15 protein-coding genes are annotated in these 15,035 nt (G+C 54.0%); 2 read left to right on the plus strand and 13 right to left on the minus strand.

Annotated elements, in window-relative coordinates; all coding sequences use genetic code 11:
• Positions 1 to 106: 106 nt before the first annotated feature.
• From ACI48J_RS22420 to ACI48J_RS22435, 4 genes are all read right to left on the minus strand, one after another.
• The gene (locus tag ACI48J_RS22420; protein ID WP_326052414.1) at positions 107 to 1,441 is read right to left on the minus strand and encodes an extracellular solute-binding protein; all 1,335 of its coding nucleotides are present in this window, start codon (positions 1,439 to 1,441) and stop codon (positions 107 to 109) included.
• Positions 1,442 to 1,580: 139 nt separating this feature from the next.
• Positions 1,581 to 2,417 (minus strand): carbohydrate ABC transporter permease, encoded by an 837-nt coding sequence (locus ACI48J_RS22425; protein WP_326052416.1) that lies wholly within the window; start codon positions 2,415 to 2,417, stop codon positions 1,581 to 1,583.
• Between the two features lie 12 nt (positions 2,418 to 2,429).
• Positions 2,430 to 3,377: a carbohydrate ABC transporter permease gene (locus tag ACI48J_RS22430; protein ID WP_009672143.1), complete on the minus strand. Its 948-nt coding sequence runs from the start codon at positions 3,375 to 3,377 to the stop codon at positions 2,430 to 2,432.
• A gap of 344 nt (positions 3,378 to 3,721) precedes the next feature.
• Positions 3,722 to 4,717, minus strand: a complete 996-nt coding sequence (locus tag ACI48J_RS22435) for a Gfo/Idh/MocA family protein (RefSeq protein WP_405080314.1) — start codon at positions 4,715 to 4,717, stop codon at positions 3,722 to 3,724.
• Positions 4,718 to 5,077: 360 nt separating this feature from the next.
• Between ACI48J_RS22435 and ACI48J_RS22440 the strand changes: the two genes are divergently transcribed.
• Positions 5,078 to 6,142 (plus strand): FUSC family protein, encoded by a 1,065-nt coding sequence (locus tag ACI48J_RS22440; RefSeq protein WP_405080315.1) that lies wholly within the window; start codon positions 5,078 to 5,080, stop codon positions 6,140 to 6,142.
• Between the two features lie 296 nt (positions 6,143 to 6,438).
• Here ACI48J_RS22440 and ACI48J_RS22445 read toward each other — a convergent pair whose 3' ends face one another.
• The 9 genes from ACI48J_RS22445 to ACI48J_RS22485 all read right to left on the minus strand — a co-directional run bounded on the left by ACI48J_RS22445 (position 6,439) and on the right by ACI48J_RS22485 (position 14,217).
• The gene (locus tag ACI48J_RS22445) at positions 6,439 to 7,203 is read right to left on the minus strand and encodes an ABC transporter permease (protein ID WP_326052419.1); all 765 of its coding nucleotides are present in this window, start codon (positions 7,201 to 7,203) and stop codon (positions 6,439 to 6,441) included.
• Positions 7,203 to 7,949 (minus strand): ATP-binding cassette domain-containing protein, encoded by a 747-nt coding sequence (locus ACI48J_RS22450; protein WP_405080316.1) that lies wholly within the window; start codon positions 7,947 to 7,949, stop codon positions 7,203 to 7,205. Before ACI48J_RS22450 ends, ACI48J_RS22445 begins: the two co-directional genes overlap by 1 nt.
• A gap of 1,207 nt (positions 7,950 to 9,156) precedes the next feature.
• Complete coding sequence (locus ACI48J_RS22455) at positions 9,157 to 9,768, minus strand: flavin reductase family protein (RefSeq protein ID WP_405080317.1); 612 nt, start codon at positions 9,766 to 9,768, stop codon at positions 9,157 to 9,159.
• 181 nt (positions 9,769 to 9,949) lie between these two features.
• Positions 9,950 to 10,561, minus strand: a complete 612-nt coding sequence (locus ACI48J_RS22460; protein ID WP_405083269.1) for an alpha/beta hydrolase — start codon at positions 10,559 to 10,561, stop codon at positions 9,950 to 9,952.
• Positions 10,562 to 10,563: 2 nt separating this feature from the next.
• Positions 10,564 to 11,514, minus strand: a complete 951-nt coding sequence (locus ACI48J_RS22465; RefSeq protein WP_326057267.1) for a ring-cleaving dioxygenase — start codon at positions 11,512 to 11,514, stop codon at positions 10,564 to 10,566.
• A 64-nt stretch (positions 11,515 to 11,578) separates the two neighbouring features.
• On the minus strand, positions 11,579 to 12,205 hold the full coding sequence (locus ACI48J_RS22470) for a nitroreductase family protein (RefSeq protein ID WP_405080318.1): 627 nt from the start codon (positions 12,203 to 12,205) through the stop codon (positions 11,579 to 11,581).
• A gap of 130 nt (positions 12,206 to 12,335) precedes the next feature.
• Positions 12,336 to 13,067: a pirin family protein gene (locus ACI48J_RS22475; RefSeq protein ID WP_326057272.1), complete on the minus strand. Its 732-nt coding sequence runs from the start codon at positions 13,065 to 13,067 to the stop codon at positions 12,336 to 12,338.
• An 86-nt stretch (positions 13,068 to 13,153) separates the two neighbouring features.
• The gene (locus ACI48J_RS22480) at positions 13,154 to 13,618 is read right to left on the minus strand and encodes a MarR family transcriptional regulator (protein ID WP_326057273.1); all 465 of its coding nucleotides are present in this window, start codon (positions 13,616 to 13,618) and stop codon (positions 13,154 to 13,156) included.
• Positions 13,619 to 13,776: 158 nt separating this feature from the next.
• Positions 13,777 to 14,217: an NTF2-like N-terminal transpeptidase domain-containing protein gene (locus ACI48J_RS22485; protein WP_405080319.1), complete on the minus strand. Its 441-nt coding sequence runs from the start codon at positions 14,215 to 14,217 to the stop codon at positions 13,777 to 13,779.
• A 70-nt stretch (positions 14,218 to 14,287) separates the two neighbouring features.
• On the opposite strand from ACI48J_RS22485, the gene ACI48J_RS22490 reads away from it, so the two are divergent.
• A complete protein-coding gene (locus ACI48J_RS22490; RefSeq protein ID WP_405080320.1) occupies positions 14,288 to 14,848 on the plus strand; it encodes a hypothetical protein in 561 nt (186 codons plus the stop codon).
• Positions 14,849 to 15,035: the final 187 nt, after the last annotated feature.

The following is a 15,035-nucleotide window of genomic DNA, read 5'->3' on the forward strand; positions in this document are numbered from 1 at the left end:
AGCGCTTTCGTACCGGGTGTTTTTTCACTATACCAAGAACGTCCGAAAACGAGCTACGGCAAAAACCCCCAGTTCAGGAGGTCTTTGCCGCAGAATCGTCCTTGAATTACTTTTTATTTTTCTCGATGACCTTGTTCGCTTCGTCTACCATCCATTTCTGAACGTCTTCCACTTTCTTGTTGTCCAGAATGAACATGCTGAATCCGTCCGTCAGGATTTTGTCCAGAGCAGCCGCGTAAGAAATGCTGTTCTTGGATGGCGGCAGGGCCTTGATGCCTGCACCGAATAGCGTGTACATCAGGGAATCCACATCGTACAGGTTCTTGTTCTGGCCGATCAGACGTTCCACAAGCGGCTTGGAATCGCCTTTCTTCCAGCCCGGAAGCTCGGCGCGCGCGTCCGTCAGGTTCGTGGACATGAAGCGCATGAACTGGTAGGCTTCCTGTTTATGCTCGGAGCTTGCGCCTACGGACATGTAGTTGCCCCCCATGAACATATCGGTCGAATCGCCTTTCTTTTGAACAGGTACCGGCGCGACGGCCGTTTTGAACGTATGCGGGAATTTTTGCGTATCCCCGATTTCGCTGATCATCCAGGAACCGGACAGCAGCATAGCCGCTTTCTGGTTAAAGAATTCCGCGCGGTAGTTCAGCTTCGCACCGATCACGTCCGCGTAAGGCTTAGCCGTCTTGTCTTCCTTCTCCATCGCGCGGCGGAGATTGAAGAAATAGGTGTAGGTCGGGCTGTCGAAGTTCGTTTTGCCTTCTTCCGTCAGGAACGGGTGCTGCATGTAAATTTGCGCGTCCGGGTTGGCGTACATCGGCCAGTTGTGGAAGTAGGCGCCGTAGCGTTTTTCAGTGCCCTCGCCTTTGTTCAGCTTCTTGGCGTATTCGCGGAACTCGTCCCACGTCCAGCCCAGTTTCGGAACCGGCAGGCCGGCTTCGTCCAGAGCGTCTTTATTCAGAAGCACGAAGTTGGTCGTGATGTTGTTTTGAATGCCGTAATATTTGCCTTCGAACTTCGGATTGACGAAGTATTCTTCTTCCGGCTTAACGTTGTCTTTGGCGTAAAACTCATCCAGCGGAGCCAGCACTTTGTTGGCTACACGCGTATCCAGCTCGCTGATGCTGGGGAACATGACCACATCGACTTTCTCGCCGGATGTCAGCAGGACGTCCAGCTTTTTGAGAGACTCCAGCGAGTTCCCCGGTACCAGAGAAATATGCTGAACCTTGATGTTCGGATATTTTTCCTGGAATTGATCGATATATTTCTTGGTCGATTGCGCCTGGGTTTCGTTATCCCAGTTATAATACTTGATGGTGACCGGTTTGCCGGAGCTGTCTTTGCCTGCGGAGCCTTGTTCGGACTTGCCGCAGCCGCTGAGAACCGTGATGGCCAACATGACGCAGATAAGTACCCATGCCGTCGCCTTTTTCATTGTGTTGTTCCCCCTCAACCTGTATGTTATTTCCTTTACAATCGGTATTATAGCCCCCGCGCCAGGCAAACGTTGTGCAACAATTTGACTACTTCTGTGAACAATTTTGACTCTGTGCACGATTTTGCGCGTTCCGTCGCTATCCTTTCACACCGCCGAGGGCGATGCCCTTGATCACTTGTTTTTGCAGGGCGATAAAAATAACCAGCAGCGGGATAATGGCGGATAAAGAAGCCATCATGAGCACCGCGAAGTTGTCCGCATAATCGTCCTTGAAGAGTTGAATGCCGAGCGTAATCGGATAAAGCTCCTTGTCCAGCAGGAAAATAAGCGGCATCTGGTAGTCGTTCCACGTCCAGATGAATTTGATAATCGCGACTGTCGCAAGAATCGGCTTGCAGAGCGGCAGCATAATCTGCCAGTAAATGCGGAAGTAACCCGCGCCGTCGATTTTGGCGGCTTCGATGAAGTCGCTGTGTATGCTCATCATAAACTGCCGCAGCAAGAATGTGAAATAGATCGAGAACATCATCATCAGGATCAGCGCCGCGTGCGTATCGTACAGGCCGAGCCAGCGGATCAGCAGGAAGCGCGGAATCAGCGTCGCCTGCTCCGGCACGATCATAAACGTCAGTAGCAGCGTAAACGCGATATTGCGTCCCCGGAAGTTCAGCTTCGTGAACGAGAACGCGGCCATCGAGGAGATGATCAGCGTCAGAGCCGTAACGATTACGGACAGTTTGATAGAGTTAAAATAAAACAGGTGAAACGGGACATTTCCGGCCCAGACGGCCTTGAAGTTCCCTAACGCGTTCCATGCCTTCGGAATCCACTGGATCGGGAAGACCATGACGTCCTTCTCGTATTTCATGGCCGCCGAGGTCATCCACAGGAGCGGAATGAGAAAGCACAGGGAGAACAGGCCGATAATCACGGTGTTAAATAATTTCCAGAAGTCGAATTTGCGCAGACTCATACGTGCTTCCTCCTATCCGTAGTGAACCTGGCGTTTCTGAATCTGCCAGGAAATCAGAGTGATAATGCCGACAATGGCGAACAGCAGCCACGAAATCGAAGAAGCGTAGCCCATCCGGAAGTTGCGGAAGCCTTCTTCGTAAATCCGGTAGACCAATACCGTGGAAGCGTTATTGGGTCCGCCGCTCGTCAGGAAGGCGATCAGATCGAATACCTTGAACGAACCCATCAGCAGCGTGATAAACAGAAACGTATTCGTCGGGCCGAGCATCGGCATCGTGATTTTGTAAAACTTCTGCAGGGAGCTCGCGCCGTCGATGCTGGCGGCTTCGTACATATCGTCCGGGATACCGGACAGGCCCGCCATATAAATAATGATCTGGTAGCCCAGTCCCGCCCAGATGGCGATAATCGCGATGGACAGCAGGGCATACTTCGGATCGGCCAGCCACATCGGCGGATTGTCGATCCCCATGCTTTTCAGAAAGCCGTTAATCGGTCCCAGCGAAGGGTGGTACAACGCGCTCCAGACCGCGCCGACCGCGATGATCGACGAAATGTACGGAATAAAAAACGCCACTTTAAAATAGCTCTGCGCGTACACTTTCGTGTGAATCAGCACCGCGAGCACCAGTGACAGCGCCATGCCGACCGGTACCGTAAGAACGGTGTAGATCAAGTTGTTTTTGATCGCGGCAAGAACCTTATCGTCCTGAAACATTTCCACATAATTTTGCAGACCGACGAATTTGACGGAAGACATCCCGCCCAGCAGGTTCCAGTCGCATAAGCTCATATAAAGGGAAAATAAGACCGGAAATAAATACAGCAGCACAATGCCGATCAGCTCCGGGGACAGAAACAGCCAGCCTATCGTCGCTTCTTTCCTCCGGTGATTCCAAAACGGCTTCTTGGGAGCCGACGCGGCCGCCCTGCTCACATTCGAGCTGTCCAGTTTCATACTCAAGCACCTCTCTACCTTGATGGTACTTTCACTATACGATGGCCGGACGGACGGGACCGATTCGGATTCTGACCTAAATGTGCATTATTTTGACTTTGCTTTCGGGGAAGGCTTGAAGGAACCCAGGGTGAAAAATGACTGCCGGACGGTTACCGGAAGGAGACGGAGAAGAAGGGCCGGAAGAGGGCGACCGGCTCAGATCCGAGTTTGTTTGAAAAAAAACGGCAGCATGATCAGCCTCGTCATCCTGACGGGAGAGCCTCAAAACCGCAGCAAATAACCACGGTCGCCGCGACCGTGGTTATTCCGGATGATGACCGGTACTTGAGACAACCGCTCTGTCACAAGGATGTTTTCCCGTCCGCCGGGAACACAAGCCCGATTTGCCTGCGGGCTTCGTCCATAATTTCCATCGCGGTCAGCGAAACCTCGTGGGAATTGACGGCGGATTCCGTCTTGCCGTCCCGGATCAGGTCGATAAATTCCTGAACCTCGTAATACATGTTCCGCGCGATCTGAGGCTGCGTAAGATCCTCCACGGAGCCGTCCCGGTAGCGGATTTCGACTTTTTCCGGCTGACTGATCTTGTCGATCACCATCGTGCCGTTCTCGCCCTGAATCTCCGAGGACTGATAGGAATGCGTAATTTTCGAATGCATGATAACGGCGTCCATCTCCCCGTACTTGAGCAGCACGCTGCCCTCTCCGTCCACACCCGATTCCAGCAGCATGCCGCCGGCTTTGACGGCATCCGGTTTGCCGAACAGCTGAACGGCCGGATGCACGCAGTACACCCCGAGATCCATCATGGACCCGTTGGAAAAAACGGGATTGAACGCGTTCAGGACGGTGCCCTGCTTGTACGCGTCATAGCGCGAAGAATACTGGCAGTAGCTGCCGAAATACCGGCGTACCGGACCGATTTTGTGAAGATTGTCCCGGATGGCCTTAAAGTTCGGAAGCAGCGTGGATTTCAAAGCTTCCATCAGCAGCACTTTGTTCTCCTTCGCCGCCTCGATCATCGCGCGGAGTTCCCCCGTATTGGAAGCGATAGGTTTCTCGCACAGCACATGCTTGCCGCCCTTCATCAGCGCGATCGCCTGCTCGGCGTGAAAAGAATTGGGGCTGGCGATATAGACCGCGTCGAATTCGCCGCTTTGCGCCATGGCTTCCAGGTCCGTATATAGGTGCGGGATATCGAATTTGTCCGCAAATTGCCGCGCGCGCTCCGCCGTGCGGGAATAAACCCCGGTAAGCCGGAAGTCTTCCGATTCCCGGCCGGCATGAATGAGCTCTTCCGTAATCCAGTTCGTTCCAACGACTGCAAATCTGATCATCCTCGTCTCCCTTTCTGTTGAAGCGGTATGTACATGTTCTAGTTTATCATGGCCGGTACTATCGGCAAAATAGCGTCAGCTTGCGCCGCAAGGGCTTCGATCAACATGTGCTCCTGCTGCAAAATCGAGCGGAGAACAGAAATCTGAGGCAAAACGGCGCCGTCCTCCCGTTTATTGAAGCTCGGGTTACGGTTGAGATTTCGGTTAGCGAGAGAACAAGAAGTAAGACAGAAAAGAAACATTCATGTTATATAAATGTTAATAAAATTAACACAAACGATTGATTCACATAAATCCTATACCAAATTCGCAAGTTTAATGTTAGGATAAATAACATAAAATTAAAAGGGGGCTGCCGCCATGTTTGTTGGTTTGCGTGTCGTCAAGACCGTGATCGCGATAGCCGTCAGCATAACGATCGCCCGGCTCCTCCATCTGGAACCGGATCATTTCGCAGGCATTGTGTCGATGCTGGCCGTCCAGCCGTCCGTCTACCGTTCTCTCCATCATACCTTGTCCCATATGGCCAGCGCCCTGCTGGCCTCGGCGCTGGGTATTACTGCGGTCCTGACGCTGGGCAGCGGCCCGCTCGTTATCGCGGCCGCCGCCCTGGTCGTCATGGCGCTTCACGTCAAGCTCGGCCGCACGGCATCCCTGGCGCTCGCCGTCATTGTGACCGTGAACACGATGGGCACCGCCGACGAGCTGACCGGAGGGATGGCCGCCTACAACCAGTTCCTGCTTGTCCTTGTAGGGATGACCGTCGGGACCGCCGTCAACGCGATCCGCAAACCCGTGCACCGGGAACGGGAAGACGTGCTTCTGGCGAAGTCCGAGACGATGCTGCGCGTTCTGCTTTATTACATCCAGCTCGACCTGCGGGCAGGCAAAATGACGCCTTACAAGCCGGACATGCGGCTGCAGATCGAAGAAGTCCGCTCGTATATCGAGAGCGGCAAAGCCGTCTCCCAGCTCGTCCGCGAAGACCGCTGGCTGAGCCGCGGGGACGATCCCGGCGCCGGGGAGCTGTTCCAAACCTACGAGACGATGATCGAGCGCATCCGCGATCTCGTCAAAGCGCTCCAGAAAGCGGATCTGTCCCATCCCGAAGCGGTCCGCCTCGTCCGAGTGCTGGGACTTCTCATCCGCGCTCAGGAGAGAACAACGGAGCGGGGACGATCCATCCCGCTCCGTTATCTGCTTCCCGTCCTGAAGCCCGCCGCCGTCCGGGACGGCCGGACCGGAGCCGAAGACATCGCGCGCCTGTTCCCGTACTACCAGGCGTACGAAGCGATGGCGGACTACGCCCGGGAGCTGGAAGCGAGCCGCCGGGCCGTCGATGCGCGGCCCGCTATCAGACCCGCGCCCGTCAAACGGCTCGGAACCGCTCTGCGCAGCAAGCTGTTCGATCATCCGGCGGGTTGAAGCCGCGGCGGCAGGCCCGTCACGGCATCGGCACAATGCTCGCGGAAGCAGATTCTGCCGGCGCCTCCCGGGCTGCCCGCCATGCGCGAAAAAGCGCCTGCCCGTCGGCTACCGGCGGAAGGCGCTTTTTATGTTTGCAGTCCGTGCGGTATGCGGCCGGTGCCGTTTTAAAAGACTGCCGAATCCACCGGCGTCTCTTCCCCATTTTCAGGAAAGAGACGGTTCCGGCCGACTTGGCATTGCCGATAGCCCAAGAGCAGAGACCGCAGCACCAAGGAAAAAGGGACTGCCTCCCCCTACAGTTTTTTCGCGTCCGGCACCCTCAGCCGCCCGTCTCCCGTAAACCACAGCGGCGCGCTGAGCAAACCGAGCAGCATGGCGGTAAGCGCCGCGGCCGAAGACAGCACGAACATGATCAGAATCTGATAGCGCACCGCCTCCACCGGGTCGGCTCCGGCCGCAATCATGCCGGTCATCATGCCGGGAAGCTGGACGAGTCCCGTCGTCTTCATACCGTCGATCGTCGGAATCATGCCGGAGCGGACCGACCGTTTGATCGACGCGTGAATCGCCTGCTTCGCGGTGGCGCCCAAGGCAAGCAGAGCCTCGATCTCTCCGCGGGCGGCTTCCATTTCCCTTTTCATCGCATTGAGAAAAAGACCCGCCACGATCATCGAACTGCCGATGGTAATTCCGCTGATCGGGATAATAAACTGCGGAATCGCTTCGATGATGCCAAAACCGAGGAGCAGCGACATCGTCACGGCTTCCGTGCAGGCCAAAGCCAGGGCGATCCGGGTTTTGATGCCGGGAATCTCCTTGGCCCGCTTGCCCACGTTCCAGGTAGCGACCGATATCATCGCCGCCACGATTAAGACCATAAACAGCGGGTTCTTGGCATCGAACACCATATGCAGCACATACCCGACAAACAGGAGCTGCACGGCGGAGCGGATCGTGCCGACGATAATTTCTTTCTCCAGCCCCAGCTTCTGCCTCATGGACAGCAAAATCGTCACGGCCACAAACACCAATGTGCTGGCCAGCGCAAGATTGGACATCAGCGCTCCTCCCTTTCCCGGTCCAGACGCGAAATAAAGCGGCGCGCCTGCTCGGTCGAAGGCCCCCCGAAGAATTCTCCGGTCTTCGCCGACTCCATCAGCCGCCCTTCGTCCATAAACCATACGAACTCGCTCGTTTGAGCCGCCTGTTCCAGATCATGCGTAATCCAGACAAGCGACGTGCCGCCGCTTTGCGACCAATCGACGAGCAGGCGTTCGGCCGCCCTCTTGCTGCCGGGATCGAGCGACGCCGTTACCTCGTCAAGCAGCATCACGTCCGGTTGAAGGAGCATAGCCCGGACGAGAGCCGTCCGCTGCTTTTCGCCGCCGGACAAATCTCCGCCCTGCTTCGCCCAGTCCAGCCCCTCGAGGCCGAGCGCGGCCATATACCGCTCTGCGAGTCCGCGGTCGAACGGGGTTCCGTGCAGTCTGCTCACCGTCTGCAAATTCTCTTCCACGCTGCCCGGCAGCATAACCGGCTGCTGGGCGACGTAGCATATTTTTTTACGCCACTCCTGCGGCTTCCATTCGTCGGCGCTCTTGCCGTGAAGCCGGAGATCACCTTCGTCCGGCCGGTCGAGACGGGCCAGGATGCGGAGCAGCGTCGTTTTCCCCTGCCCCGACGTCCCGATCACCGCAACCCGTTCCCCTTCTCCCACCTCCGCCGAAATGTCCCGGAACAAGTAATCGGAGGGACGGTCGTGCCGTTTTTTTGAAATACCGTGCAAAATCAGCCTCGTACCCACTATGTAACCCTCCCTGCCGCAAAGCAAACGCCTCAAGCATCCGCTAGTCGTTATCCCCCATTATAGCCCGGGACGGACCGGACGAAAATACACGGAGGGAAAGCCATCGTTCCGGAGGAAACGTTGGAGACGCACTTCAACCTCACCTTAACCCGTTCTTTTCTAAACATAAGAGAAAAAAATCCGTGCAGCGTTCGACAGGCAGACCGGACCGTCCCGAAATGAACTTGATATCCGCCTCAATATACATAGGCCGTTAATGATGAAGCTCATCAACTAAACAGTTCGCGAAAGGAGCCGGAACAGGCTGCTCCTTATAAACGACAGGCTGCTTAACATCCCCCCTCTGCGAGGTCAAAAATGAACAAGTTTATGGAACTACACCGCCTTTTCAGAGAGTGCCAGCTAATGAACCACATATAAACAACTAAGCCCCATCCAATTGGACGGGGCTTTTATTTATTGCCTAATGTATGGAGTGCTGACCTACTCTTCTTTTGATCCTCCAGCCGCCCAATATCCAGCCGGAAAAGCAACCAGGAATGCAGCAAGTAAGCGAATAGTCATGTTTGAATCATAGTAAAAGTCAAGTCTTGTTGCAATCGTAATGACTGCAAGCACAAAAGGGACGGTCAGAAGTGTTCTTTGGGTGCGAGTTTTCACAGCATCACCACCGCTTTACTACTTATTTCGTAAATTAAAGATCTTAGAAATCTTTAGTAGTCATTACCATTAAATATTACCAATAATTTACATGTAAGTCAAAGATAAAATGTAGCCGCTTTCGCAAAAAAGAAATGCAAACAAACCTATTTTCATGTGTTACTTGGCGAAAACATGTCAATGACCTTTTAACCAGAAGTAAATCCCGTGCAAAAGAAAAGCTGCGACCTCTCCGGTATTCCCGGCAAAGACCGCAGCTTTTTATGTTTTCTATCACCGTTTCCGGGTTGAGCGGAAGTCAATCTTTCATCTACAGGGTTTCGTCCAGCGAATGTCCCTGCTGCGCTTTATTTCAAAAGCTCGCATATCCACCAGAGCTTTCCGCCGCCAAAGACTTACCCCGCTCTAACTTCTCACCACGTACAGTTCCCAGCGTGCTTGCAGTGTGGCGTCGCAGTCAACGAAGGTTGCCTTCGGCCGTCTAAAGCGGAGCGGCGGCCCGGGTGCGGCTGTTACCGCCACCCGTCTGCCGCGGCATCCCCGCTCACTCCGGCCGCTCCAGCGAGAAGATCTCGCCGAGCTTGCTGTAGCTGCTGCCGGCGAGCCGGCTGACCGGCCGGAGCGCGGCCGGGTCGATGCGCCCTCCGCTGTACAGCTCGTCGGCGATGTGGAAGCGGACCACGCGGCCGATCAGCAGATCGCAGGCCGGCGCCGACTCGATGCCGCCGAGCGGGATCGCCCGCTCCAGCACGCACTCCATGCGGATCTTCGCTTCGGATACGCCCGGCACGGCGATTTTGCCGCTCTCGACGAGCGTCAGTCCCGCAAGCTCGATCTCACTCTCATCCGGCGGCAGCCCGGCCGCAGTCGCGTTGATCGCGCCGATGTACGATTCGTCGCTGATGTGAACGACGAACGCGCCCAGATCCCGTGCGTTGCGCGCCGTATCCTTCGGCTCTCCGTTCTTCCGCTGAACGGAGACGGAAATCAACGGCGGGTTTGCCGCCACGATGTTGAAGTAACTGAATGGCGCCGCGTTGACGACGCCTTCTGTGGACAGCGTCGTCACGAACGCGACCGGCCGGGGAATGATGCTCCCGATCAGCAGCTTATACGTCTCGCGTTCGCTCTGGCTTTCCGGATCGATCTCAATCATATTCGCTCTCTCCTTTCCCGCCCGCCTCCGCTTCCGTGGGGCAGGGTACTATGACGCCGGCGTGGTAGTTGCGTCAGGCGGGGTACTGACCTACGAGGGAGTTCCGTTAGCCGGCGCTTCCCTCCCCGCTGGATTCTCCCGTTACGCCGCCGCGATCCTGACCGGTGCCTCGTACGCAGCCTCAGCCCTTAAAATGTTCCGCAAACCAGAGGGCCGCGGCGTTTACTTCCGATCCCGTCAGCTGGTGCCCGTAGTTCTCCCAGTGAATGTCCACTTCGGCGCCCGCCGATTCCAGCAGATTCTTGAGTTCCTCCGTCTCGCCCGGCGTGCAGAGCGGATCGTTCTTGCCCGCTCCGATAAAGACGGGCAGACCCGCGGAATCCGGCAGCTCGATACCTCTGCGGGGCACCATCGGATGATGGAGGACCGCCCCTTTCAAAGCCTGCTTGTAATGGAAAAGCAAGCTGCCCGCAATGTTCGCCCCGTTGGAGTAGCCGACGGCAACGAGATTGCCGCGGTCGAATCCGTACCTTTCCGCCGCCTCGTTCAGAAATCCGTAAAGCTCCTCCGTGCGGAATACGAGATCTTCCTCGTCGAATATCCCCTCCGCCAGCCTGCGGAAAAAGCGCGGCATCCCGTTTTCGAGCACGTTGCCCCGGATGCTCAGCACGGAGGATTCCGGCGAAATGCGCTCGGCCAGCGGAAGCAGATCGCGCTCGGTCCCTCCCGTCCCGTGGAAAAGGACCAGGACAGGCGCCGCCGGATTGCTTCCTTCGCGGTACACATGCTTCATCGTCATTGTTTATCCGCCTCCAATACACGGACTTCGATAGGAGGAAGTCCTTTCTGAATAGTCGCCCGGTGAGGTTCATACCACTCCGGCAGCACAAGCTCTTCGCCCAGCGCGTCGAACGGTTCGTCGCGTGTGAAGCCCGGAGGATCCGTCGCGATTTCGAATAAGATTCCGCCCGCCTCGCGGAAATAAATCGCGTTAAAATACTGACGGTCGATTACCGGCGTCGGCTGGAAGCCGTTCGTCTGGACATGATCTCTCCAGTCCTCGTGGTCTTCGAAGTCTTTGGCCCTCCAAGCGATATGATGGACCGTGCCCGATCCGCCCGAACCTTGAGGCACCACGTCTTTTTTGATATCCACCACGTTGCCGATGTCGCCCTCCGATACGAAACGGACCAGGCCGTCTTCTTCGGCGGTTCTTGTCAGCCCCATCACATGCTCAACGGTATGCATCGTGCTGTCCGGATTCAGGCTGTACAGTACCGCGCCGCCGAAGCCTTTGATCGCTTTGTCGGCAGGCACGCCGCCGAACGACCATTTGCTCTCCGCTCCTTCCGCGCGCTCCACCAGCTCAAGCTCCAGGCCGTCCTTATCCTGGAACTGGATGTACGTTTCCGAGAAACGCTTCGTCTCCCGGAACGGAATATCCAGCTTCCGCAGCCGCTCTTTCCAGAAAGGCAGAGCTCCCTGGGGAACCGCATAGGTCACGATGCCGACCTGTCCGCCTCCGATACGGCCTTTGCGCGACGTTGCCCAAGGGAAGAATGTAATAGCCGTGCCCGGGCTTCCCGATTCATTTCCGAAATACAGATGATACACTTCCGGCGCATCGAAGTTGATCGTTTTTTTCACGAGTCTCAGACCGAGCACACCGGCGTAAAAATCAACGTTCGCCTGAGCGTCTTTTACAAAAGCGGTAATATGATGAATGCCTGCTGTTTTTTTCGTCATGATTCAGCACCTCTTCGGTTTTAATATAGGTTGGCTTTACAGGAGAAAATTAGTCGGGAGCTTCTCAGAACGAGTCCCTGCTTACGAATTCGCCGACCGGCTTGCGGTAGCCCCGCGGCCTTTGGCCGGAAACGTCCTCCTTGCCTATGGCAATGAGAAGGGCCGGTACATACCGGTCCGGGATGTTCAGCGCTTCGCGCATCGCGTCCGGATCGAAGCCGATCATCGGGCAGGTGTCCCACCCTCTGTCTTTGGCGGCCAGCATGAAGGTCATCGCCGACAAGCTCGCGTTGCGGATCGCTTCGTCGCGTTTGAACGCTTCACCTCTGTCCTCGTAAAATGCCGTGACCGCTTCAATCGTCTGGTCATACTCCTGCTTGTTGATCACGCCCAGATTCAGCAGCCCTTCGTTGATCTTACCGGCCTCGTGATGGGCGTCCATATGACCGAGCACCAGAATCGCGGCCGACGCCATTTTTACCTTGTATTGCTTGTTAGCGGCCTCATACACCCGCTCCTTTACCGCCGGATCTTTCACGACCACGTAATGCGCATGCTGCAAATTAAAAGCCGACGGCGTATATTTGACCAGGCTGAAAATCGCATCCAGTTCCTGATCCGGCAGCTCGACACCTTTCACGAATTTGGTGGCCGACCTGCGTTCTTTTAATACCGTTTCGAATTCATTCATGAAAATCTCTCCTCTATTTCGGCAGTGGTAAGTTTGCGTCTATATCAACCGTCAAGCGGATGCTTGCGGGAAATGTGTGTCGGTCGCGCCGCGGCTTCTTTTGCGGGTAATATGCCGGACAAAAGACCGCTTACGGCAGGTCGATCAGCATGAGACGGGCTCCCGTCTCCGAATGCAGGTCGAGCCGCTCCTGCTCCGTAATGCGCGCCGCGTCCCTGCGGGAGAGCTTGTAAGCGCCGTCCGCCGTGGCGGAGCCTTCGATGACGAAGACGTACATCCGTCTCCCCGGCTTCTGGCTGAAAGTCAGCGTATGTCCCGGCTCCAGCTCGGCCAGATAGAGCGTCAGATCCTGATGAATACGGGCCGGCTTCATCCCGTCACCGTCGGCGCCTGCGGCGGTCTCCCGCTGCCTCCCCGTTACGACGGGGACCCATTCGTTACGCCGGGCGCCCAGGTCGTAGGAAGCCTGCTCATAGGAAGGGGTCAGCCCTTCCTCATCCGGGGTAAACCAGAGCTGGAGCAGCTCCACTTCTTCCGAAGCCGAAGGATTCGTCTCGGAATGCTCGATGCCGGTCCCTGCGGTCATCCGTTGGACCTCTCCCGCACGCATGACTGTTTTGTTGCCCAGCGTGTCTTCGTGCTGAAGCTCTCCCCGGAGCACCACCGTCACAATCTCCATCTCCTCGTGCTTATGGAAACCGAAGCCTGTAAGCGGCTGCACCCGGTCATCGTTGAACACCCTCAGCGGACCGAATTCCGTATTCCCCGGATCGAAATACCCGCCGAATGAAAAACTGTGGCTCGTATAAAGCCAGCCGTGATTTCTCGTAATGCGCGCCAGTGCTCCATATACTTTGATCATGAGAACCGCTCCCCTCATCCGAATCGCCGCAATTCGAAATCTTAAATTTGATTATCTTAATTTTAAGATAGTTGTCAAAAAAATTTTCAGCTCTGTTTTTGAGCCGCCGTGCCCAGCTTTTTGATCAATCCGACCGCCAGCTTCTTCTCTTCCGCCGTCAATCCGCCCATACTCGCTCTCACAACCTCGGCATGCTCGGGAAAAATATCGTTAAACAGCTCCGTACCCTGTTCCGTTATCTCCGCATAAGTCACCCGGCGGTCACTTGCACACGAGACGCGTCTCAGAAGCTCTTTCTTCTCCAGTTTGTCGATGTTGTAGGTGATGCTTCCGCTGGTTACGAGAATCTTGTCTCCGATCTGCTGAAGCGGAAATTTTCCTTTATGATACAAAAGCTCCAGTATGGCGAACTCCGAAGGAGACAAGCCGTGTCTTTTCATATCCTTGACCGCGCGGTCCATAATGACCTTCTGGGCTTTCGAAAGGACGACAAACAATTTAAGCGCCAAGTCGGTTTCTTCATTTACCAAAGTGCTGTCCTGTTCCTGCATGGGGTTCACCGCCGTTCCGTTGATATCTCAAATTTAAATATCTTTAATTTAAGATAAATATACACCTCTTCGAAAGAGGTGTCAAGTTGATTTTCCATTGTTTAACCTTCTTAACATCAAACAATCACAAAAAAACAAACCGACCATAAAAGATCGGTTCATTTTTGATTATTTTCATCTTGGCTTCCCGGAAGACGTAGAACTTTCCAACCCTCATTAGTTTGGATCATCGTAAAAGTGTGGTCTTGTACGGTCTCACCACTTGTATTCTCAACTAATTTAACTGTGGTTTTAATTTTCACTTTTTCGTTTGATTCTTGCTGAATCTCTCGTATGGAAACATCTAGAGACTTAATATTTTGAATTTCACGTTGATAGAACTCTTTTTGCAATTTTTTATCCGTGTAGTCCCGGTCATCTAATAGCTGATTGACAGTATCAATATCCTTTTTGTTCATGGCTTCCACGTATTTTTGCAAAGTGATTTTCGCTTCCTCTTTGACGCTAGAACTTTTAGCAAGTGGAAACTTAAATGCTGTCAATAGAACAGCAAGAAAAATCACTGCTGAAATAATTGCCACAAATTTTATTTTTTTCATAAATTATTCCATTCACCCCCTCACTTAGAGTATACTTACTCTTGGATAAATATACCACAAAAAAAGGTAGATGGAAATTTCGAAAAAAACAGTGACCACAGCAATTTTATCTCTTTCTTTACTCAGTGTATCAGCTATTCCAGCAATGGCGGCAGACCATCTAACACCAAGCGATAACCCAGCTAAACCAGAACACAGAGCTAATGCACAAGCTGACATTCTCAATGGAAATGCTCTTCCTGCTAAACATTTTGTTCCTAACAGTTTCACAAATACACTCATTCCTGCCGGTGATCCAGACCATACACAAATTTATGAGTTCACATTCAGTGGTGTATCTGGAACTGGTATTGATTCAAAGAAATTTTATAGCAGCGGTGTAACTCTCGAAATCGATTCATTCGCAGAACGTTCATCCGGGTCAGATGGCAACTACCAAATAACCTTGTACAAAAAAGGTCCGATTTTCAATAAAAATCTAGGTACAAAAACATATAAACATTCTTACGCGGGAACATGGGGTTCAGGTGTTTGGTCAGGTGATGGTTCTGGTGATTATTTCTTCTGGCTTGGCTCAGAAGTTTATCAGCAACTTATCTCTGGAAGAGGTGTAGTTTACGACATTAATTAGATAAAAAGAGGGGTGCGCGGAATGCGTACCTTTTTCTTTTTTAATTTCCGCGCCGAAGTTCCTCTTGCTTGTCCTCAATCCCGAATTAATCATCTTCTAAACGGAAACAGCGAGCGGTAGCTATTTCTAATTTTGTTTCCTGAATCATCAATCAGGAGTTCTAATTCAGAGTCCTCTTCGTTCAGAG

The organism is Paenibacillus chitinolyticus, from assembly GCF_045038035.1.
GTDB classification, from domain to species: Bacteria; Bacillota; Bacilli; order Paenibacillales; family NBRC-103111; genus Paenibacillus_F; species Paenibacillus_F chitinolyticus_A.